This window comes from Micromonospora sp. NPDC050784 (genome assembly GCF_044456765.1).
Classification (GTDB): Bacteria; Actinomycetota; Actinomycetes; order Mycobacteriales; family Micromonosporaceae; genus Micromonospora; species Micromonospora foliorum.
The window spans coordinates 75,770-95,823 of record NZ_JBITGG010000013.1; the positions used below are offsets into that span (position 1 = coordinate 75,770).

Consider the following 20,054-nt stretch of genomic DNA (forward strand, 5'->3'; position numbering starts at 1 on the left):
TCAGCGAACGCCGAAGGCGCGGATGACGGTCTGCTTGACCGAGTTGCCGGAGCCGTCAGTGGCGCCGGCCCGCAGGGAGACGAACGTCGCCCCCTTCGGTGCCTGCAGCTTCGCCGTCCAGGAGCCGTCCTTCGCACGGCCCAGCGTCTGCTGGTGCCAGTGCGCGCCATCGTCGTACGAGATCTCCAGGCTGACCGGCCGGATGCTGCCGCAACCGGTGGCGCCGGGCAGATGCGCGGCGGAGATGGTCAGGTCGGTCCGGGCCTTCGTGGTGCCGGCGGCGTCGGTGTCGACGCCGTAGTCGAGCTGGAGCAGCGGTAGCACGCTCGACTCCACCCCGGCGGCCGGCGCCTTCGACCGGAACGTCCACTCGGTGCTGGTGCTGGTGGAGTACCGGCCGACGGTCGGGTCCTGGGTGGTCCCCACCACCAACCGGTACGGCAGGTCACCCGCGCTCGGCGCGGTGCCGCTGATCCACGTGCTGGTGCTCTCGCCGAGCAACGTCCGGCCCTGGTAGAGCTTGTTGGTCTGCCCCGCGGCGCTCATCGCCATGCCGACGTGGTCGGCACCGCCCCAACCGGGCACGTCGAGGTTGAGCGCGTCGCCGGAGCGGGTCGGCAGCTTGAAGTTGTTGTTCAGGTGCGGCCGTTCGATCGGCTCGAAGAACTGCTCGGTGCTCCTGCCGCCAGCGCGGAAGCTGGTCCGGGGGTCGATCTGGTATGTCGCGGAGTCGAGGTACGCCTCCTGACCCCACGTGTACAGGTCGCCGGTGGACACCCAGTCGGTACGGACCGCGGCGAGTGGCCGGTTGCTGGTCTGGCCGATGCCCCAGTTGTTGTACGACGGCCAGTCGTACCGGAACTCGCCACCCCGGGTCTGCGGCATCGGGATATTGAAGCCGACGTCGATGCGGGCCAGCGTCTTCGGGGTCTCGACCCGGCTCAGGTCGCGCGGAATCCGGTTGTGGTACGCCTGGACCAGGTCGTACACGTAGTCGGCCACCGGCTGCGAGACCACCTCGACCGTGGTGGACCCGCGCTGGATCTGCTGGATCAACGCCTCGCCCTCGTCGGTGCTGAGCATCGCCACCTCGATCGGGGTGGGTGTGAAGAAGTCGATCGAGTAGTCGCGTACCTCGCGCCACGGGAAGTCGTTGACCACCAGCATCATCTTCGCCCCGGCGGCGGTCGCCGCGGCTGCCTGCTCGGAGTCGCTGACCTCCCAGTTGCGCCGGACCACGGCCACCGCGCCCCGGGCCTTCAGCCCGGTGTAGTCACTCGCCGCACCGTTGCCGGCGAAGACCGTCGGCAGGGTCCACCTGCCCTTCGGCAACTGGGTGGTGCCCTGCTGGCGCACCACGTCGTCGAAGTTAACAGTCGACGTGCCGACGGTCAGCACCGGCTGCTCCTTGCGCCAGCGGGCACCGAGGTAGAAGTCGCCGTGTCGCACGTCCCTGCTGGTGGGCTGCGCCCAGAAGCTGTCGAAGAACACGCCACCGGCGATGAACGAGCGCCAGCGGCCCTCGCCCTGGGACCGGTAGTAGTCCAGCCGGGTGAAGGTGTCGGCCGTCTGCTGCGGCACCGACGACTCGACCCGGCGGGCCGCCTTTCCGTCCAGCCGAACCGTGGCGTCCGTGCGCAGGTCGATGTCGGGGTTACCGAGCAGCGCCAGGCCGAGTGAGTTCGGGCCGTGGCTGCCGGTGACGTTCAGGAAGCTCATCGCCGAGTAGACGCCCTCAGGCAGGTAGAGCTGCGCCGTGCCGTCCGGGTCGGTCTCGACGAAGCTGATGTCGTAACTGCCCGGCTGGCCCAGCTCGATGATGCCGCTGGCGGGCTTGCCGGCCCGGTCGGTCATCTCCAGGCGAAGGCGGTGGTACGGAGTGAACGTGCCAAGCCCGATGGCGGTGCGGGCCAGCACGGCCCGGTCCGGCCCCGCCGCGACGACCTGACCGGTGTACCGGCTGCCGGCGCTGGCCCGGGTGGTGTCCGTGGTCAACGTGACAGTGGCGGTGCCGTTCGCCGGCACGGTCAGCTGCGCCGCGGACAGCGTGAACAGCCCGGCCGGCGCGCTCGGCGCGTCCACCGACAGACCCAGCGTGATCGGCTGACCCGTGGTGTTCGTGTACGTCACCGGGTGCGTGGCCTTCGCGGTGTCCTTGCCCACGCTGGTGGAGACGGTGCCGGTGGCGATGACCGGCGCGCGGACCGCCGCGGCCACGTCGACCCGGCCGGTGCCGGCCTGGAAGGCGTCGTACTGCCCGGTGGCCTTGGTCGTGCTGACCAGGGCGTCCTTGAGCTGCTGGCCCGTCCAGTCCGGGTGCTTCGCGGCGAGCAGGGCGGCAGCGCCGGCCACGTGCGGCGCGGCCATCGAGGTGCCGTCCATGGTCTGGTACGAGCCCTCGCCGGGCGCGTACTGGGAGCGGGCCGCGAGCACCCCGACGCCGGGCGCGGTCAGCTCGGGCTTGATGGCCTCGTCGCTGATCCGGGGGCCCTGGCTGGAGAACAAGGCGAGCTCGTCGCCGCCGTCGACCGCGCCGACGGTCAACGCCGCGTCCGCCGCGCCCGGGGCACTCACGCTGCCCGGCAGGCCGGCGTTGCCGGCGGAGATGACGAACAGGGCGCCGGTCTCCGCACTGAGCGTGTTGACCGCCTGGCTCAATGGGTCGGTTCCGTCGCTGGGCTGGTTGGAGCCCAGGCTCATGTTGACGACGCTGGCGTCGGCCTCCCGGGCCGCCCACTCCATGCCAGCGAGGATCCAGGAGTCCATTCCGTAGCCGTCGTCGCTGAGCACCTTGCCGACGGCGAGCCGGGCGTCGGGGGCGACACCCTTCTCGCGGCCATCGGAGGCGGCGCCGGTGCCGGCGATGGTGGAGGCGACGTGGGTGCCGTGCCCGACCCGGTCGGTGATCTCCTCGCCCGGCACGAACACGGCGGACGCGCTGATCCGGTTGGTCAGGTCCGGGTGGGCAGCGTCGATGCCGGTGTCCAGCACGGCAACCCGCACGCCCGTGCCGGTGTCGCCGCCGGCCCAGACCGCGGGAGCGCCGATCTGCGCCGTGGTGTCGGCAAGGTCGGCGTGTACCCGCCCGTCCAGCCAGACCTTGGCGATCCCGCCGGAGAAGCGTCCCTTGTCGCCGGTCGCCGCGGTCGCCTTCGCGGTGGAGGCGGCCGTGATCGCGGCCCAGAACTCGTCGGCCTTGTCGCGATCCTCGCTCAGCGCGGCACCCGAGATGCTGCTCAACGTACGGGTGCGGGTCGCACCGGTGGGTGCGGCGCCGGCCCGCAGGCCGGCTGCCCCGGCGTCGTACGACACGATCAGCGGAAGGTGGTCCACCCGCTCGTCGTCATACCCGTCGGCGATCAACCGGGTGACGTTGAACAGCCGCTTGTCCAGGGTGTTCGCGGCCACGTAGGGCAGCACCGACTGCGGGTAGACGTACAGGTCGTCGCCGGCCTCGACCACCCGTACCGGCGTCGAGGCGCCGTCTGGACCCCGTACGTCGAGGGTGCCGCCGTTGGCGCTCTGGCGGGTGGTGACCCTGTCACCGGTGATCAGGGTGACCGAGTGGGTGCCGGGTGGGGTGGGCAGGCTGGTCGCGGGGGCGGGGGTGGCGCCGGGATCGGCCGGGGCTCCGGGGGCGGCGGCCAGGGCGGGTGATCCACCGGTCGCCGCGAGGGCCGCGGAGACCACGGCGGCGAGCCAGGCTCCACGGGTACGCGAGAACGTCACGTGATGTCGTTCCTTACCTCGTCGTCTGTTCGCTGGCAGGTGACAGCGATCGCGACGCTACGCGCGGAAGATCATCTCGTATAGATCATGAATCGAACCATGGTCATCACCGCTAACTAGCAGTGGAAGGTTAAGCTCCTTCGATCGACCCCACGTTACCGGGAGGTAATCATGTCGGAGGAGCCCCGCGTCGCCATCGTCACCGGAGCCGCACGCGGCATCGGCGCGGCCACCGCCCGACGGCTGGCCGCCGACGGAATGGCCGTCGCCGTGGTCGACATCGAGGAGGCGGCCACCAAGGAGACGGTGGACGCCATCGCCGCCGCCGGCGGCCGGGCACTCGGGGTGGGCGCCGACGTGTCCGACCGGGACCAGGTCGAGGCGGCGGTGAGCCGGGTCGCCGCCGAACTGGGCGCGCCCACCGTGCTGGTCAACAACGCCGGTGTGCTCCGCGACAACCTGCTGTTCAAGATGACCAACGCCGACTGGGACACGGTGATGGGGGTGCACCTGCGCGGCGCGTTCCTGTTCAGCCAGGCCGCCCAGAAGCACATGGTGGACCGTAAGTGGGGGCGGATCGTCAACCTCTCCAGCACCTCCGCGCTGGGCAACCGGGGCCAGGCGAACTACGCCGCCGCCAAGGCCGGTCTGCAGGGCTTCACCAAGACCCTCGCCATCGAGCTGGGTCCGTTCGGGGTGACCGTGAACGCGGTCGCACCCGGCTTCATCGTCACCGACATGACCGCGGCCACCGCCGCCCGCATGAAGGTCGACTTCGACGACTTCCAGAAGCACGCCGCCGCCGAGATCCCGGTCCGTCGCCCGGGCCGGCCGGAGGACGTCGCGCACACCATCTCGTTCCTGGCGAGCGAGGGCGCCGGCTTCGTCTCCGGTCAGGTCATCTACGTCGCGGGCGGCCCACGGGACTGACCCGTACCCCGACGAGGGCGCTCCGGCACCTGCCGGCGGCGCCCTCGTCGCCGTTCTCGGCGGCGGCGCGGCAGGCGTACGGCGGGTCAGGCGGGTGCGCGGCGGGTGCGCCAGAGCCAGATCAGGCCGAGCACCGGCAGCACCAGCGGGATGTAGCCGTACCCGCTGCCGAACTGCGACCAGACCGTCTCGTCCGGGAAGAGTTCCTTGTCGACCAGGCTCAGGATGCCGACCGCGACCACCCCGACCAACTCCACCGAGCAGCACGCCAGCGCGACCCGTCGGCCGGTGTGCCCGGCGCGGGCCAGACCCACCGCCGCCACGATGTAGATGAGCGCGGCCACCCCGGAGAGCAGGTACGCCACCGGCGCCTCGTCGAACTTGGTCGCGAGTTGCAGACCCGCCCGACTCGTCGCCGCGATGGCGAAGAGCAGGTAGACCGCGATCAGCAGCCGACCCGGGCCGGAGTTCGTACGCCGCTGGGCCGATCCGGCCTCAACCACCGAGCACCTCCCAGGTCTGTTGCAACCGGACCACCACCACCGGGGCCACCAGGCAGACCGCGCACACGATCGCCGAACCCCAGCGGGTCGGTTCCATCCGGGCCAGCACCCAGGCCAGTGGCGGCAGGCACACAAGCGTGACCAGATAGCCGTAGAAGGCGCCGGGTTCGCCGGGCTGATCCCCGCCGCCGACCGCGACGAGCGCCAGCACGGTCAACACCAGCAACGCCACTTCGAGTACGGCCAGACCGACGAACTGCACCCGGTCCGGCGGCCGGTGGCGTACCGCCGCCACCAGCGCCCACACCGCCACGAGCAGCGACAGCACGATCGACAGCGTCGCGACGATCCCATCCACCGGTGAGTCGGCGCCCACGCTGGTCACCGGCACCACCCGGTCGTTGCCTCGGTCACCGGCACAGCCTACTAACCGTCGTAGTAAACGGGCGCCCTGCCTCTCCGGGTGTGACGCGCGCCTGTGCCCACGCTTCTCGACTGGGCGTCAGTCGCCTGCTTGCAGCCAGTAGACGGAGATCGCATGGAGCGGGTCCGGTCCGTCGTTCCGAATCTGGTGCGGCACCCTGCTGTCGAACGCCGCGACGTCTCCGGCCCGCAGGACGACCGTCTGGTCGGCGAACGTCAGGGTTCCGCCTCCGGACACGATGATCCACACCTCACGGGACCGGTGGACGTCGAGGTCATTGGACGTCTTCGGGGCCACCGACCAGCGGGCAACCTCGAACGGCGCGGGCGCCGTCGACGGAAACGGCAGCAGCGCGCGGTGCACGGGGCCGCCCTCGGCGAAGTCGTACCAGTGTTCAAAAGTCACGACACCGCTGGTCGTCGCTGGACCGCTCGTCGTCGCTGGATTCGTGCTCGGCATGTTGTCGAGACTGCCGCGCCGCACCCCCGTGCGTCTGGCGGCAATCGGACCTGACGCTAGCGGGAGTGGCGCGGACGGTGCCGGCAGGCCACGAGGGGACCGCCGCACCGACAGTTGGCGCGCGGGTAGCTCCACCACCGAACCGGAAACCGGGGTGAGCTGCTTCGATTGGTCGAACCCGCCGCCGTCATGGCCGCCGGGGCGACTAGCGTGGATCACGTCCGTGGCGTTGCCACGGTGCGGGGAGACAGCGGAGGTACACGTGCTGCGGTTCGGTTTGTTCGGCACCGGTCACTGGGCGATCGAGACGCACGGGAAGGCGCTACACGCACACCCCGACGCGGAGTTGGTCGGAGTGTGGGGTCGTAACCCGGAGCGGGCCTCCGCGCTGGCCGAGCGGTACGGGGTGCCCGCGTACGCCGACGTCGACGCGCTGATCGAGCAGTGCGAGGCGATCGCCGTCGCCCTGCCGCCGGACATCCAGGCCGACATCGCGGTCCGGGCGGCCCGCGCCGGCCGGCACCTGCTGCTGGACAAGCCGCTGGCGCTCAGCGTGGCCGACGCCGACCGCGTGGTGGCCGCCGCCGAGGAGTCCGGGGTCGCCTCGGTCGTCTTCTTCACCCAGCGGTTCCAGCCGAACGTGACCGCGTTCCTCGCCGCCACCGCCGCCGCCGGAGGCTGGCAGCACGGCCGGACCACCGCGTTCGCCTCGATCTTCCAGGAGGGCAGCCCGTACGGCGGCTCGTTGTGGCGTCGGGAGCACGGGGCGCTCTGGGACATCGCCCCGCACGCGCTCTCGATCCTGCTGCCGGTGCTGGGCCGGGTGACGCAGGTGGCGGCGATGGACGGGCCGAACGGGATGGTGCACCTGCTGCTCACCCACGAGGGCGGCGCCACGAGCAGCGCCTCGCTCTCCCTGGACGCCCCGACCGAGTCGATGGCCCGGGAGTTCGTCTTCTACGGCGAGAACGGCATCGAGAACGTCCCGTTCGGCGAGAACGACGCCGCCACCGCTTTCGGCGTCGCCATCGACCAACTCATCGAGCAGGTGCAGGCCGGCACCCGGGACCACCGCTGCGACGTCCGCTTCGGCCGTGAGGTCGTCACCATCCTCGCCGCCGCCGAAACCGCCCGAACCGAATCCCGCACCATCCCCGTCCCCCTCCCGTAACCCCCCCACCCCACCCCAGCCCCACCCCACCAGCCCGGGTTGATCAAGAGGTTCGCGTCACGACACGCCGTGCGGCATGACGCAAACTTCTTGATCACCGGGCTGGGGTAGGGGGTAAGGCCAGGGTGGGCGCGGGTTTAGGTGGGGGTGGTTAGGGCGGCGTTTAGTTCGTCGGGGGAGTTGAACTGCTCTGGGGGCAGTGCTTGCAGCATTTGGAGCATTGCGGTGCTGGCGCCGTTCTCCTGGCCCCAGCGGATCAGGTCCTCCCGCGAGACCGGGTAGTCGAGCCCGGCCAGGTACTCCTGCAACTGAACGCCGGTGACGGTCATGTCGGCCGGCTACCCGCTCGCGGTGGTCGTACACCGGCTTGGTTGGCACCCACGACGGCCCGGCGCCCGGCGTGTCGGGCCGCGACGCGCCCACGGTTTGCCGCAGCGGCGGCCGGGTAGCCGCTGGCATGCTGGTTCAGCGGCTCGGCGCGCCGAGCGATTTCGACCCGTTGCTGGAGCGCGTCCGGAACGCCCGGGTGGTGATGATCGGTGAGTCCACCCACGGCAGTTACGACTACTACCGGTTGCGTGAGCAGCTCACCCGCCGGCTGATCGCGGAGTGCGGCTTCTCCTTCGTCGCCGTGGAGGGTGACTGGCCCGACTGTGACCGGGTGCACCGGTCGGTGACGGCCGCCCCGGGCGGCGCCCTCGAACCGCAGCTCGCGCTCCATCAGTTTGAGCGATGGCCGACCTGGATGTGGGCCAATGCCGAGGTGGCCCGGTTCGCCAGCTGGCTGCGGGCCTGGAACGTGGAGCGGCCGGAGGAGCAACGGGCCGGGTTCCACGGGCTCGACGTGTACAGCCTCTGGGAGTCGATGCAGGCGATCTTCGACTACCTGGGGGAGGAGGACCCGAAGTCGCTGGAGGCGGCGCAGGACGCCTACCGGTGTTTCGAGCCGTACGGCAAGAGGGTCGAGGAGTACGGCGCGGCCAGCCGGTTCGTCTCCGCCCGCTGCGAGGAGGAGGTCGTCCGGTTGCTCGCCCGGACCCGTGAACACGCCCTCTCCGACGGCCCGGACCGCTTCTCGGCCTGGCAGAACGCGGAGGTGGTGGCCGGGGCCGAGCGCTACTACCGGGCGATGGTGGCCGGTGGGCCGGACTCGTGGAACATCCGCGACACCCACATGCAGGACACCCTGGACCGGCTGCTGGACCGGTACGGCCCCGACGCCCGGGGCATCGTCTGGGCGCACAACACGCACGTCGGGGACGCGCGGGCCACCGACATGGCCGCCGACGGGATGGTCAACATTGGTCAGTTGGCCCGGGAGCGGCACGGCGAGGACGAGGTGGCCCTGGTCGGCTTCGGCAGTTACCGGGGCACGGTGATCGCGGCACCCCGCTGGGGTTCGCCGCCCGAGGCGATGGTGGTGCCCCCGGCTCGGGCGGGGTCGATCGAGCGGCGGCTGCACGAGCTGATGCCGGAGCGGGCGGTGCTGGTCTTCGGCGGCGACGACCAGCCGGGCTGGGTCACCGACACCGTGGACCACCGGGCGATCGGGGTCGTCTACGACCCGTCGTTCGAGTCCTGGGGCAACTACGTGCCCACCCGGCTCGGCGACCGGTACGACGCCTTCATCTGGTGCGACGACACCACGGCCCTGCACCCACTACCGGTGCCCGCGCTCCCCGGTGAGATGGAGACCTATCCGGCGGGCGTCTGACCCGCGCCCGGTCTTGGTCGATCCCGTCGGCTGCGTCGATCATGGAGTTGTGGTGCTGGACGAAGGCCTCTGATCGGGGCACGACGGGCACCACAACTCCATGATCGACCGGGTGGGGCCGGGTGGGTCAGACGTGCGTCGGGGTGCGCTCCTCGAGGTGGGTGCGCAGGCCCTCGCCTTCGATGTCCACGTTGGGCAGAGCGCGGTTGAGCCAGCGGGGCAGCCACCAGGCGCGGTCGCCGAGGAGGGACATCACCGCCGGGACGATGGTCATCCGGACCACGAACGCGTCGATGGCGACGCCGACGGCGAGCGCGAAGCCCATCGACTTGATCACCGGGTCCTCCAGGAAGACGAAGCCCCCGAAGACCGAGATCATGATCAGCGCGGCGGCCGTGACCACCCGGGCGCCGTGCCCCATGCCGCTGATGGTGGCCTGTCGGGCGGTCTCACCGTGGACGAAGTCCTCCCGCATCCGGGACACCAGGAACACCTCGTAGTCCATGGCGAGCCCGAACAGGATGCCGATGAGCAGGATCGGCAGGAAGCTGATCAGCGGGCCGGGCGTGTCCAGGCCGACGAGGTCGGCGAGGTGACCCTGCTGGAAGACGGCCACCGTGATGCCGAACGTGGCGGCGACGGTGAGCAGGAAGCCCAGCGCCGCCTTGATCGGCACCAGCAGCGAGCGGAACACCAGCATCAGCAGCAGCACCGAGAGCCCGACCACCAGCAACAGGTAGATCGGTAGCGCGTCGGAGAGCTTCTCGGAGACGTCGATGCCGATGGCGGTGACGCCGGTGAGCAGCACGTCCGCGTCGGGGATACCGCTCACCGCGCCCCGGATGTCGTGCACCAGGGTCTCGGTGGCCTCGTCGGTCGGGCCGGTCTTCGGCACCACGCCGAGCAGCGCGGTCCGGCCGTCCGGGCTGAGCTGCGGCGGTGCCACCGCGAGGACGTTCTCGGTGCGCTGGAGCAGGGCGGTGACCTGCGGCACGGCGGCCGAGGTGGCCTGTGGCGTGTCACCGGCGACCACCACCGCGAGCCGGCCGGTGAAGCCCGGTCCGAAGCCCTCGACGGTCAGGTCGTTCGCCACCCGGGCGGGTGAGCCGACGGCGGCCGTCGCGGCGCCCGGCAGGGCCAGCCGCATGTCCGGCGTGGGCAGCGCGAGCAGCCCCAGGCCGAGCAGGCCGACCAGGATGACAGGTACGCGGAACCGGGTGACCAGTCGCGCCCAGCGGAAGCCGAACCGGTTGCGCTCTACGGTCGTGGTCGCCTGCGCGGCCGGCCGGTCGGTGACGTCGCTGTCGTCCTCGTCGGCGGCGGTGCCGTCGGTGGGAACGGAGCGCAGCCGGCGGGGGAGCACCCGGCGACCGGCGAAGCCGAGCAGCGCCGGCTGGAGGGTGATGGCGACGAGTACGGCGACGGTGACCGTGCCGGCGGCGGCGAGACCCATCACGGTGAGGAACGGGATGTCCACCACGGCGAGCCCGGCCAGGGCGATGACCACTGTGGCGCCGGCGAAGACCACGGCCGAGCCGGCGGTGCCCACGGCCCGGCCGACCGCCTCCTCCGGGGACAGTCCGTCGAGCAGGTTCTGCCGGTGTCGGGAGGTGATGAAGAGTGAGTAGTCGATGCCGACCGCGAGACCGAGCATCAGCGCCAGGATCGGTGCGGTGCTGGTGAGCTGGACGACGCCGCTCAGCGCGAACAGTCCGGCCATGCCGGCGCCCACGCCGATCAGCGCGTTGAGCATCGTCATGCCGGCGGCGACCAGGGAACCGAACGTGATGATCAGGACGATCGCGGCGACCAGGACGCCGAGCGCCTCGGTGGAGCCGATCTCCGGCTCGCCGCCGAGCACCTCACCGCCGGGGGCGACCTGCCAGCCCTGTGCCTTGGCCGCCGCGCCAACCTGCTCGTACGCGGTGCGCTGCTCGTCGGTCACGTCGTCCCCGCCGGTGGCGAACTGGACCTGGACCAGCGCGTACCGGCCGTTGGGTGAGACCGCGCCGACCTGGAGCGGGTTGACCGCGCCGACCACGCCGGGCAGTGTCGACGCCTGCTGGACGAGCTCCTGCACCACGGCCTGACCCTGCGGGGTGGCCAGTTGGCCGTCGGCGGGCGCCTTGACCGTGATGGTGCCGGTGGCGCCGCTGGCCGCGGGGAACTGGTCGGCCAGCAGGTCGAGCGCGCGCTGGCTCTCGGTGCCGGGCATCGTGAAGTTGCTCGCCGTCGGGCCGCGCAGGGTCGCCGCGGCCAGGCCGGCGACGACGAGTACGACAAGCCAGAGCGCGACGACGAGCCGTCGCCGGCGCAACGCGCCCCGGCCGAGCCGGTAGAGCAGGGTGGCCATCAGGAGTCCTTGTCCTCGGTCGTGGGTGGATGGGTCAGGGGTGCGTCGACGGGTTCGACGGCCCGCCGGGCGAGGGCGAGCAGGGCGGGGCGCAGCTCGTCGTCGGGGATGTCGACGAACTCGGCGCACGCCTCGGAGATGCCGGCGAGCAGCACCAGCGCGGCGATCCGGGCGCCCGGCCGGTCGGAGTGCCCGGCCAACGCGTCCCGCAGTCGATCGGAGATCTGCTGGATGTGCGCGAAGGCCGGCTGGCACAGCAGCTCCGGGAACTCGCCGCGCAGTACGGCGATCTCCTGCCGGAACTGGACCGCGAGGTCCACGAAGCCCTGCGCGGCGACCTCCTGGGCGGCCGCTCCGGTCAGGCCGTCGAGCTGCTCGTCGAGGCTGCGGAGCACCTCGATCGCGGGCGCCATCAGCTCGGCGAGCAGGGCTTCCTTGTTGGCGAAGTGGTAGAGCACGGTGGCCTTGGAGCAGCCGACCTCCCGGGCGATGTCCTGCAGGGAGGTGCCCCGGTAACCGCTCACCGTGAACTGCCGCGCCGCCGCGGCGAGGATCTCGCCGTGCGTGTCGGACACCGCTCTGACCATGCTGGTCCACCTCCCGCAGACCAGCATGCCTGACCGATCGGTCAGACCCTGACCGATCGGTCAGACGGAAGCGGTGGCGTTCACCACACCCCGGCCGGGTCTAACCGGCGTGCTCGGCGTCGTACCTGGTCCGCGCCTCGGCGATGGCCCGGCGGTGCCGCTCGGCCCAACTGGTCAGCGCGACCAGTGACTCGTAGAGCTCCAGCGCCATCGGGGTGGCGGTGTATTCGACCTTGGGCGGGACGGTCGGGTAGACCGTGCGGTGCAGCAGGCCGTCCCGTTCCAGGTTGCGCAACGTCAGCGTGAGCATCCGACGGCTGATGCCCTCGATGTGCCGCTCCAGCTCGGTGAAGCGCACCGGCCCGTTCGAGGCGGCCACCAGGATGCCGATGCTCCACTTACCGCCGACCCGGTCCAGCACCTGGCGGACGGTGCACGCCCGGGCCTGACCAGGGGTGAACGGCACGTTCTCGGCCGTGCAGGTCAGCTCGGCCTCGACCAGCGCGGACACATCGCTGTTCCTCTGGGACATCAAAGTGCCTCCTTCCGCTCCGGTTCATGGTCACAGACGATGACCTCGGTAACAAACCGTGCACCAAGGGGGTTTTCGTGGAGCGTGTCGTTTCGTCCCGCTGGCCGGCGCTGCTGGTGCTCTGCGCCGGCAGCCTCATGATCATCCTGGATGGCACCGTCGTCGCGGTGGCGCTGCCCGCCGTCCAACGCGACCTGGGCTTCACCGCCCCCGGCCTGGCCTGGGTGGTCAACGCCTACCTGGTCGCGTTCGGCGGGTTGCTGCTGCTCGCCGGTCGGCTCGGCGACCTGCTGGGCCGACGGCGGGTCTTCCTGGCCGGCGTCGCGCTGTTCACACTGGCCTCGCTGGCCTGCGCGGTCGCCACCGGCCCGGCCCTGCTGGTGGGCGCGCGGTTTGGGCAGGGCGTCGGCGGGGCGCTGGCCATGGCGGTCAGCCTCGGCATGATCGTCCGGCTCTATCCCGAACCGGCCGAACGGGCCCGCGCCATCGCCGTCTTCAGCTTCACCGGCGCGGCGGGTGCGTCGGTCGGCACCGTCGCCGGAGGGCTGCTCACCCAGGCCGCCGGTTGGCGGACGATCTTCCTGGTCAACGTACCGATCGGGGCGGCCATCCTCATCGCGGCCCTTCGCCGACTCCCGGGCGAACGGGGGATCGGCCTGCGGGCCGGCCTGGACCTGCCGGGCGCGCTGCTCGCCACCGCCGGTCTGATGGCCGCCGTGTTGGGCATCGTGGGGACGGGTGAGCACGGCTGGACCAGCCCTCGGACGCTCGGCGCGGTGGCCCTCGCGGCGCTGCTGCTCGGCGGTTTCGCGCTGCGCCAACGGGTGGCGGCAACCCCGCTGGTGCCGTCCCGGGTGCTGCGCGTCCCGGGTCTGGTGGCGGCGAACGCCGTGCAGTTCCTGATGGTCTGCGCGTACTTCGGGTTCCAGTTCCTGCTCGCCGTGGAGCTGCAACTGGTGCTGGGGTTGGACGCCGCCGCGACCGGCTGGGCGTTCCTGCCCACCCCGGTCGTGATCGCCGTGGTCTCGCTCGGCCTGGCCGGTCGGCTGATCGCCCGCTGGGGTGCCCGGACCGTCCTGCTGGTCGGGCTCGTCCTGGCGACCGTCGGCTTCCTCCTGCTCGCCCGGCTGCCCGCCGACGGCGCCTACGTCGCGGACGTACTCCCCGCGATGCTGGTGTTCGGCGTGGCCGGCGGCCTGACCCTGCCGGCGGTCACCACACTGGCCATGGCCGGCGCGACCGACACGGACGCCGGGCTCGCCTCCGGCCTGGCCAACACCACCCAACAGGTCGGCGGCGCGGTCGGCCTGGCCGCGCTGGCCACCCTGGCCGCCGCCCGCAGCGACGGGCTGCGGGCCGCCGGCTGGGCCGAGACCGCCGCGCTCGCCGGCGGCTACCGGACGGCGTTCGCCGTGGCCGCCGGCCTCGTGGTCGCCGCGTGGCTGGTGGCGCTGACCACCGTGCCCCGACGCTCGGCCGGGCCGTCGTCGGTCGCCGATCCGTCGGGCCCGGCCGCGGTGGATGCCGGAATTGATCCGTACCGAAGCGCCGCGTCCGGTTGACCGACGGCACCGGGGCCGGGAGGGTGGTCGGGTGAGCGAGGCTGACGAGACCCGGGACGGCGTGGCCCTGACGAACCTGGACCAGCCGCTGTCCGATCGCGACGACGCGACGAAGCGTGACCTGGTCGACTACCTCGACGCGGTCCGGGACCGGATCCTCCCGCAGCTGCGGGATCGGCCGCTGTCGGTGATCCGGGTCCGCCCCGGTCAGCCGCCGTTCATGCAGAAGAACCTGCCCCGCTACACCCCGGACTGGGTTCGCCGGGCGCCGGTCTGGGCGGAGGCGTCGCACCGGGAGATCTCGTACGCCCTCTGCGACGACCGCCGCACCCTGCTCTGGTTCGCCAACCAGCGGGCGGTGGAATACCACCCGACACTCGCCACCACGGCGGATCCGCACCGTCCGACCCACCTGATCCTCGACCTGGACCCGCCGGACGGCGACGGGTTCCGCGCGGCGGTCGGCGCGGCCCTGCTGGTCCGCCAGGCGCTTGCCGACGCCGGCCTGGCCGGTGCGGTCAAGACCAGCGGCGCCAAGGGCGTGCACGTCTTCGTCCCGGTGACCGGCGAACCCACGGCCGAGGAGTTGGCCGCCGCCACCCGGGCGCTCGCCGTTCGGGCCGAGCGGCTCGACCCGGCGCTGGCCACCACGGCGTACATCAAGGAGGACCGGGGTGGCCGGGTCTTCGTGGACGCCACCCGCGCGGGCGGGGCGACCGTCGCGGCCGTGTACAGCCCCCGGCTGCGCCCCGGGATGCCGGTCTCGTTCCCGGTCGACTGGGCCGACCTGACCGAGGTGACCCCCGCCGACTTCACCATCCGGACCGCGCCCGCACTGCTCGCCGACAGCGACCCGTGGGCCGCGCTGATGCCGGCACCGCAGTCGCTCCCCGCCGACCTGGTGGCCGAGGGCCGGACCATCCCGGTGGCCCGGGTGCAGGCCATGCACGAGGGCAAGCGTCGGGCCCGCGCCCGCCGCGAGGCCGGCTGACCAGCTGACCGGCTCGCCGGCTCCTGCTCGGCTCGGCTCGGCTCGCCGGCCCCGCTCGGCACAGGCCCGGCCCCCCCGCTCGGCCCCGGCTCGCGTCCGGCGAGCGGCCGATTGTCGGTGGGTTGTGGCACGATTTCGCAGGTGAGCAGCAAATCCGACGCCAGTCAGCGACTGGGCGACCTCGCGCGGCTGCGCCGGGTCCGCGACCGGATCGACCGGGAGTACGCGCAGCCCCTGGACGTCGAGGCGCTGGCCCGTGGCGCCCACATGTCGGCCGGGCACCTCAGCCGCGAGTTCCGCCTCGCCTATGGCGAATCTCCCTACAGCTACCTCATGACCCGTCGGATCGAGCGGGCGATGGCCCTGCTGCGCCGTGGCGACCTGAGCGTCACCGACGTCTGTTTCGCGGTCGGTTGTTCGTCGCTGGGCACCTTCAGCACCCGCTTCACCGAGCTGGTCGGCGTGCCGCCCAGCGTCTACCGGCGGCAGGCGGCGCAGGCGACGGCGGGCATGCCGTCGTGCGTGGCGAAGCAGGTGACCAGACCGGTCAGGAATCGAGAAGCGCGGGCCACCGAGCCGCAACTAGCGTGACCAGCATGGACATCACCATTCACTCGAGTTTCCTGCCGCACACCGATCCGGAGGCCTCGCTGGTCTTCTACCGCGACATCCTCGGCTTCGAGGTCCGCCTCGACGTCGGCTACGAGGGCATGCGGTGGATCACGGTCGGGCCGGTCGGCCAGCCCAGCACGGCCATCGTCCTGCACCCGCCGGCCGCCAACCCCGGCATCACCGACGACGAGCGCCAGACCATCCTTGAGCTGATGGCCAAGGGCAGCTACTTCGGCGTCAACCTGGCCACCACCGACCTCGACGCCACCTTCGCGAAGCTGGAGGCCAGCGACGCCGAGGTGGTCCAGGAGCCGACCGAGCAGCCGTACGGCGTGCGTGACTGTGCCTTCCGGGACCCGGCGGGCAATATGGTCCGCATCCAGGAAGTGCGCTGAGTCCTGCGCGCCCGACAGATGGAGACACGATGAGCAGGGCCATCCAGCCGTCCGCGCCGCACGTCGCCGACAGCCACGACCTGATCCGGGTGCAGGGCGCGCGGGTGAACAACCTCAAGGACGTCAGCGTCGAGATCCCGAAGCGGCGGCTGACGGTGTTCACAGGTGTCTCCGGGTCCGGCAAGAGCTCGCTGGTGTTCGGCACCATCGCGGCCGAGTCCCAGCGCATGATCAACGAGACCTACAGCGCCTTCGTGCAGGGTTTCATGCCGACGCTGGCGCGCCCCGAGGTCGACCTGCTGGACGGCCTGACCACGGCGATCATCGTGGACCAGGAGCGGATGGGCGCCAACTCCCGCTCCACCGTCGGCACCGCCACCGACGCCAACGCGATGCTGCGCATCCTGTTCAGCCGGCTCGGGCAGCCACACATCGGCTCGCCCAACGCGTACTCCTTCAATGTCCCCTCGGTGAAGGCGACCGGGGCGATCACCGTCGACCGCGGCGCCGGCAAGACGAAGACCGAGAAGGCGACCTTCAACCGTCTCGGCGGCATGTGCCCGCGGTGCGAGGGCATGGGCGCGGTGACCGACATCGACCTGTCGGCGCTCTACGACGACAACCTCTCGCTCAACGAGGGCGCGATCACCATCCCGGGTTACAGCATGGAGGGCTGGTACGGCCGGATCTTCCGTGGCTGCGGCTACTTCGACCCGGACAAGCCGATCGCGAAGTTCAACAAGCGGGAGCTGCACGACCTGCTCCACCGGGAGCCCACCAAGATCAAAATCGACGGGATCAACCTGACGTACGCGGGCCTGATCCCGTCGATCCAGAAGTCCTTCCTCGCCAAGGACATCGACGCGTTGCAGCCGCACATCCGCGCCTTCGTGGAGCGTGCGGTGACGTTCACGACCTGCCCCGAGTGTGCCGGCACCCGGCTCAGCAAGGAGGCCCGGTCGTCGAAGATCAAGGGAAAGAACATCGCCGACGCGTGCGCGATGCAGATCAGCGACCTGGCCGCCTGGGTACGCGGGATCGAGGAGCCGTCGGTGGCCCCGTTGCTGGCCGGCCTGCAACACCTCCTCGACTCGTTCGAGGAGATCGGGCTGGGCTATCTCTCGCTCGATCGACCGTCGGGCACCCTCTCCGGCGGCGAGGCGCAGCGCACCAAGATGATCCGCCACCTCGGTTCGTCGCTCACCGACGTCACCTACGTCTTCGACGAGCCGACGATCGGGCTGCACCCGCACGACATCCAACGGATGAACGAGCTGCTGCTCCAACTGCGCGACAAGGGCAACACCGTCCTGGTCGTGGAGCACAAGCCGGAGGCCATCGCCATCGCCGACCACGTCGTCGATCTCGGGCCCGGAGCCGGCACCGACGGGGGGACCGTCTGCTACGAGGGCACCCTGGACGGACTTCGGGCCAGCGGCACCATCACCGGCCGCCACCTCGACGACCGGGCGGCCCTCAAGGAGACGGTGCGGACGCCCACCGGCAAGCTGGAGATCCGGGGCGCCACGGCCAACAACCTCCGGGACGTCAACGTCGACGTACCCCTCGGGGTGCTCGTCGTGGTCACCGGCGTCGCCGGCTCGGGCAAGAGTTCGCTGGTGCACGGCTCGATCCCGGCCGGCGCGGGTGTGGTGTCGATCGACCAGGGCGCGATCCGCGGCTCACGACGCAGCAATCCGGCCACCTACACCGGGCTGCTCGACCCGATCCGCAAGGCGTTCGCGAAGGCCAACGGCGTGAAGCCGGCGCTGTTCAGCGCCAACTCCGAGGGTGCCTGCCCGAGCTGCAACGGCGCTGGCGTCATCTACACCGACCTGGGGATGATGGCTGGCGTCGCCGCCCCCTGCGAGGACTGCGAGGGCAGGCGGTTCCAGGCGTCGGTGCTGGAATACCGCTTCGGCGGTCGTGACATCAGCGAGGTGCTCGCGATGTCGGTGACGGAGGCCGAGAAGTTCTTCGGCGCCGGCGAGGCACGTACGCCGGCAGCCCACGCCATCCTCGACAGGCTCGCCGACGTGGGGCTCGGCTACCTGAGCCTGGGGCAGCCGCTCACCACCCTCTCCGGCGGGGAGCGGCAACGGCTCAAGCTGGCCACCCACATGGCCGAGAAGGGCGGCGTCTACGTCCTCGACGAGCCGACCACCGGCCTGCACCTGGCCGACGTCGAGCAACTGCTCGGTCTGCTCGACCGCCTGGTCGACGCCGGCAAGTCGGTGATCGTCATCGAGCATCACCAGGCGGTAATGGCGCACGCCGACTGGATCATCGATCTCGGCCCCGGCGCGGGCCACGACGGTGGCCGGGTCGTCTTCGAGGGCACCCCCGCGGACCTCGTCGCCGCCCGCTCCACCCTCACCGGCGAGCACCTGGCGGCGTACGTCGGCACCTGACGGGTCGCCTCCGGTCGACCGTCACGCCACCGGCGGTCGGACCCGCCGTGCCGTCGTGCTGGCCAGGACTCCGCACGTGGCGGTGACCAGACCCAGGACGGCCGCGCCCTGGTTGACGTAGCCGGGCACGGACGAGGTGACGTAGGTGCCGCCACCGGTGAGGCGGCACTCGAAGCGGAGCGGTAGGAAGCCGACGTCGTACCCGACGACCATGCTTGCCATCTGTGGTCCGGCCTGGCGGCAGGGTTCGATCGGGGAAGATCCAGTGCCACCGTCCTCGGCCCGCAGCACCGCGTAGCCGAGGTGGAGCAGACCCCAGGCGTACAGGGCGACGGCACCCGCACCGACGAGCAGCGCCGCCGTGCGCAGGCGACCCGACCGTTCGTTGTTCCGGAACATCGCGCGGAACCCGCGGACGGCCAAGGCTGTCGCGATGACGGCCCCACCCAGCGCGGCGAGGAGCAACCCGAGAAACAGCATGATCGACATTCTGGCGGGTGTTCCGCCAACACGATGAAGGCCCCTGACCCAATGCTGGTCAGGAGCCTCTCGTGGTGATCAATCTTGGTGCCCCCGGCAGGATTCGAACCTGCGCCCCCGCCTCCGGAGGGCGGTGCTCTATCCCCTGAGCTACGGGGGCTCAGCGACTGGAGAAGACTAGCAAACCTCCCCTGCGTACGCCGAATCGGTATCGGGTGAGCCGATCGTGTCGGATCGGCCCACCCGGTGCTCAGGCGGCTACCGCCCGTCCGCAGCTGGGCAGCGGGTGCAGGACGATTCGCCGGGGGAGCCGGCGCGGCCACTCGTTGCGCGGCCAGGAGCCGTCCACGATCAGGTGGACGGTGCGCTGCTCCTCGCCGCTGAGCCGCAGCACGAAGTCGCGGGGGAGCGGCGGGTCCACCGACGGCGTTGTGATCATGAAGCGCACCCGACCGCGAGACGAGACAGCGGAGATCACGTCGGCGGCCGGCATCGTGCCGCGCAACCGGACCCGGCCGATCCAGTAGACCTCCGCGAGGTGCTCCTGGGCGGCCCGGGTGATCGCCGGGTACTCGCTGCGGACCCACCGCTCGACCGCGCTGACGCAGAGCCCGCAGGCCCGCTCGCGCGGCTCCCGTGGACCCAACCCCCAGGCCCGCAGGTACGCCCCGACCGCGCCAGCGTCCAACGGCAGTTCGAAGCGCCGCTGGATGAGCGTGGTGAGGCTCTGCCGCGTCCACAACTCCTCGTCCAGGCCGAACCCGTCGGGGTGGACGCCCCGCAGCATGTCGATCAACTCGAGTTCCTGTTCGCGGCTGAGCATTCCCGGCTCGCCCTGCCGCTGTCCGCGACGGACGGCTGCCACCGCCCCGTCACCACCGATGGTGTGGCGTCGGCACCAACTGGTGACCGAACGCCGTGCGTCTCTGAGTGCAACCCCCACGTCTTGGGCAACGAGCCCGAATCGCAACTGGTCACGATATGTGGGGAGAAAACTCTCTAAGCAACGTAATCGCCTGTGCCACGCAAAACACCCACAACGTGCGGACTGGGACGTTGAGGCATAAACCGGCGACCTATCCGCCTTGATCGACTCGGGTTCCTGGAAGTCGGGGTGTCCCGATCGCCCGGACAGCGCGCTTCCCTGCAAACCGAGTCGATCAAGGGGCTCTTGACATGGCGCGGCCCGCGTCCCCGCCAC

At 71.2% G+C, this 20,054-nt stretch carries 17 protein-coding genes, 1 tRNA gene and 2 pseudogenes; 8 read left to right on the forward strand and 12 right to left on the reverse strand.

From position 1 onward, the window contains the following. Complete coding sequence (locus ACIBD9_RS19065; RefSeq protein WP_396719303.1) at positions 1–3,729, reverse strand: S8 family serine peptidase; 3,729 nt, start codon at positions 3,727–3,729, stop codon at positions 1–3. Positions 3,730–3,900: 171 nt separating this feature from the next. Here ACIBD9_RS19065 and fabG point away from each other — a divergent pair, with 171 nt between their 5' ends. Next, positions 3,901–4,659: a 3-oxoacyl-ACP reductase FabG gene (fabG, locus tag ACIBD9_RS19070; protein ID WP_396719305.1), complete on the forward strand. Its 759-nt coding sequence runs from the start codon at positions 3,901–3,903 to the stop codon at positions 4,657–4,659. Positions 4,660–4,745: 86 nt separating this feature from the next. Here the strand turns inward: fabG and ACIBD9_RS19075 are convergent, their stop codons facing one another. From ACIBD9_RS19075 to ACIBD9_RS19085, 3 genes are all read right to left on the reverse strand, one after another. Next, positions 4,746–5,162 carry a hypothetical protein gene (locus tag ACIBD9_RS19075; RefSeq protein WP_396719307.1) on the reverse strand — a complete coding sequence of 139 codons (417 nt, stop codon included), beginning with the start codon at positions 5,160–5,162 and terminating at the stop codon, positions 4,746–4,748. Next, positions 5,155–5,547: a hypothetical protein gene (locus ACIBD9_RS19080; protein WP_396719309.1), complete on the reverse strand. Its 393-nt coding sequence runs from the start codon at positions 5,545–5,547 to the stop codon at positions 5,155–5,157. Before ACIBD9_RS19080 ends, ACIBD9_RS19075 begins: the two co-directional genes overlap by 8 nt. Before the next feature lie 117 nt (positions 5,548–5,664). Further along, a complete protein-coding gene (locus ACIBD9_RS19085) occupies positions 5,665–6,069 on the reverse strand; it encodes a cupin domain-containing protein (protein WP_396719311.1) in 405 nt (134 codons plus the stop codon). Between the two features lie 238 nt (positions 6,070–6,307). Here ACIBD9_RS19085 and ACIBD9_RS19090 point away from each other — a divergent pair, with 238 nt between their 5' ends. Next, entirely contained in the window at positions 6,308–7,216 is a 909-nt protein-coding gene (locus ACIBD9_RS19090) for a Gfo/Idh/MocA family protein (protein ID WP_396719313.1), read from the forward strand. Between the two features lie 137 nt (positions 7,217–7,353). Here ACIBD9_RS19090 and ACIBD9_RS19095 read toward each other — a convergent pair whose 3' ends face one another. After that, complete coding sequence (locus tag ACIBD9_RS19095) at positions 7,354–7,545, reverse strand: DUF2795 domain-containing protein (RefSeq protein ID WP_124855029.1); 192 nt, start codon at positions 7,543–7,545, stop codon at positions 7,354–7,356. Positions 7,546–7,673: 128 nt separating this feature from the next. On the opposite strand from ACIBD9_RS19095, the gene ACIBD9_RS19100 reads away from it, so the two are divergent. Beyond that, the gene (locus ACIBD9_RS19100) at positions 7,674–8,930 is read left to right on the forward strand and encodes an erythromycin esterase family protein (RefSeq protein WP_396719315.1); all 1,257 of its coding nucleotides are present in this window, start codon (positions 7,674–7,676) and stop codon (positions 8,928–8,930) included. Between the two features lie 127 nt (positions 8,931–9,057). Here the strand turns inward: ACIBD9_RS19100 and ACIBD9_RS19105 are convergent. The 4 genes and pseudogenes from ACIBD9_RS19105 to ACIBD9_RS19120 all read right to left on the reverse strand — a co-directional run. Further along, a pseudogene (locus ACIBD9_RS19105) lies at positions 9,058–10,179 on the reverse strand (MMPL family transporter); the annotation flags it as partial. Between the two features lie 33 nt (positions 10,180–10,212). Next, positions 10,213–11,283: pseudogene (locus ACIBD9_RS19110) on the reverse strand (MMPL family transporter); the annotation flags it as partial. Further along, positions 11,283–11,870, reverse strand: a complete 588-nt coding sequence (locus tag ACIBD9_RS19115; protein ID WP_396719317.1) for a TetR/AcrR family transcriptional regulator — start codon at positions 11,868–11,870, stop codon at positions 11,283–11,285. The gene ACIBD9_RS19115 and the pseudogene ACIBD9_RS19110, both read right to left, overlap by 1 nt. 100 nt (positions 11,871–11,970) lie before the next feature. Further along, a complete protein-coding gene (locus tag ACIBD9_RS19120) occupies positions 11,971–12,405 on the reverse strand; it encodes a winged helix-turn-helix transcriptional regulator (protein WP_396719319.1) in 435 nt (144 codons plus the stop codon). A gap of 74 nt (positions 12,406–12,479) precedes the next feature. Between ACIBD9_RS19120 and ACIBD9_RS19125 the strand changes: the two genes are divergently transcribed. From ACIBD9_RS19125 to ACIBD9_RS19145, 5 genes are all read left to right on the forward strand, one after another. Then, positions 12,480–13,964 carry an MFS transporter gene (locus ACIBD9_RS19125; RefSeq protein WP_396719321.1) on the forward strand — a complete coding sequence of 495 codons (1,485 nt, stop codon included), beginning with the start codon at positions 12,480–12,482 and terminating at the stop codon, positions 13,962–13,964. Between the two features lie 31 nt (positions 13,965–13,995). Then, positions 13,996–14,955 carry a DNA polymerase domain-containing protein gene (locus tag ACIBD9_RS19130; RefSeq protein WP_396719322.1) on the forward strand — a complete coding sequence of 320 codons (960 nt, stop codon included), beginning with the start codon at positions 13,996–13,998 and terminating at the stop codon, positions 14,953–14,955. Positions 14,956–15,096: 141 nt separating this feature from the next. After that, entirely contained in the window at positions 15,097–15,546 is a 450-nt protein-coding gene (locus tag ACIBD9_RS19135; RefSeq protein ID WP_387168663.1) for a helix-turn-helix transcriptional regulator, read from the forward strand. 5 nt (positions 15,547–15,551) lie between these two features. Then, positions 15,552–15,962, forward strand: a complete 411-nt coding sequence (locus tag ACIBD9_RS19140) for a VOC family protein (protein ID WP_238657381.1) — start codon at positions 15,552–15,554, stop codon at positions 15,960–15,962. Between the two features lie 29 nt (positions 15,963–15,991). Continuing rightward, the gene (locus ACIBD9_RS19145; RefSeq protein WP_396719325.1) at positions 15,992–18,373 is read left to right on the forward strand and encodes an ATP-binding cassette domain-containing protein; all 2,382 of its coding nucleotides are present in this window, start codon (positions 15,992–15,994) and stop codon (positions 18,371–18,373) included. Between the two features lie 21 nt (positions 18,374–18,394). Here the strand turns inward: ACIBD9_RS19145 and ACIBD9_RS19150 are convergent, their stop codons facing one another. The 3 genes from ACIBD9_RS19150 to ACIBD9_RS19160 all read right to left on the reverse strand — a co-directional run bounded on the left by ACIBD9_RS19150 (position 18,395) and on the right by ACIBD9_RS19160 (position 19,796). Beyond that, complete coding sequence (locus ACIBD9_RS19150; protein WP_396719327.1) at positions 18,395–18,853, reverse strand: hypothetical protein; 459 nt, start codon at positions 18,851–18,853, stop codon at positions 18,395–18,397. Positions 18,854–18,938: 85 nt separating this feature from the next. Continuing rightward, a tRNA-Arg gene (locus ACIBD9_RS19155) sits at positions 18,939–19,013 on the reverse strand. A 90-nt stretch (positions 19,014–19,103) separates the two neighbouring features. Beyond that, a complete protein-coding gene (locus ACIBD9_RS19160) occupies positions 19,104–19,796 on the reverse strand; it encodes a winged helix-turn-helix domain-containing protein (protein ID WP_396719329.1) in 693 nt (230 codons plus the stop codon). Positions 19,797–20,054 lie beyond the last annotated feature (258 nt).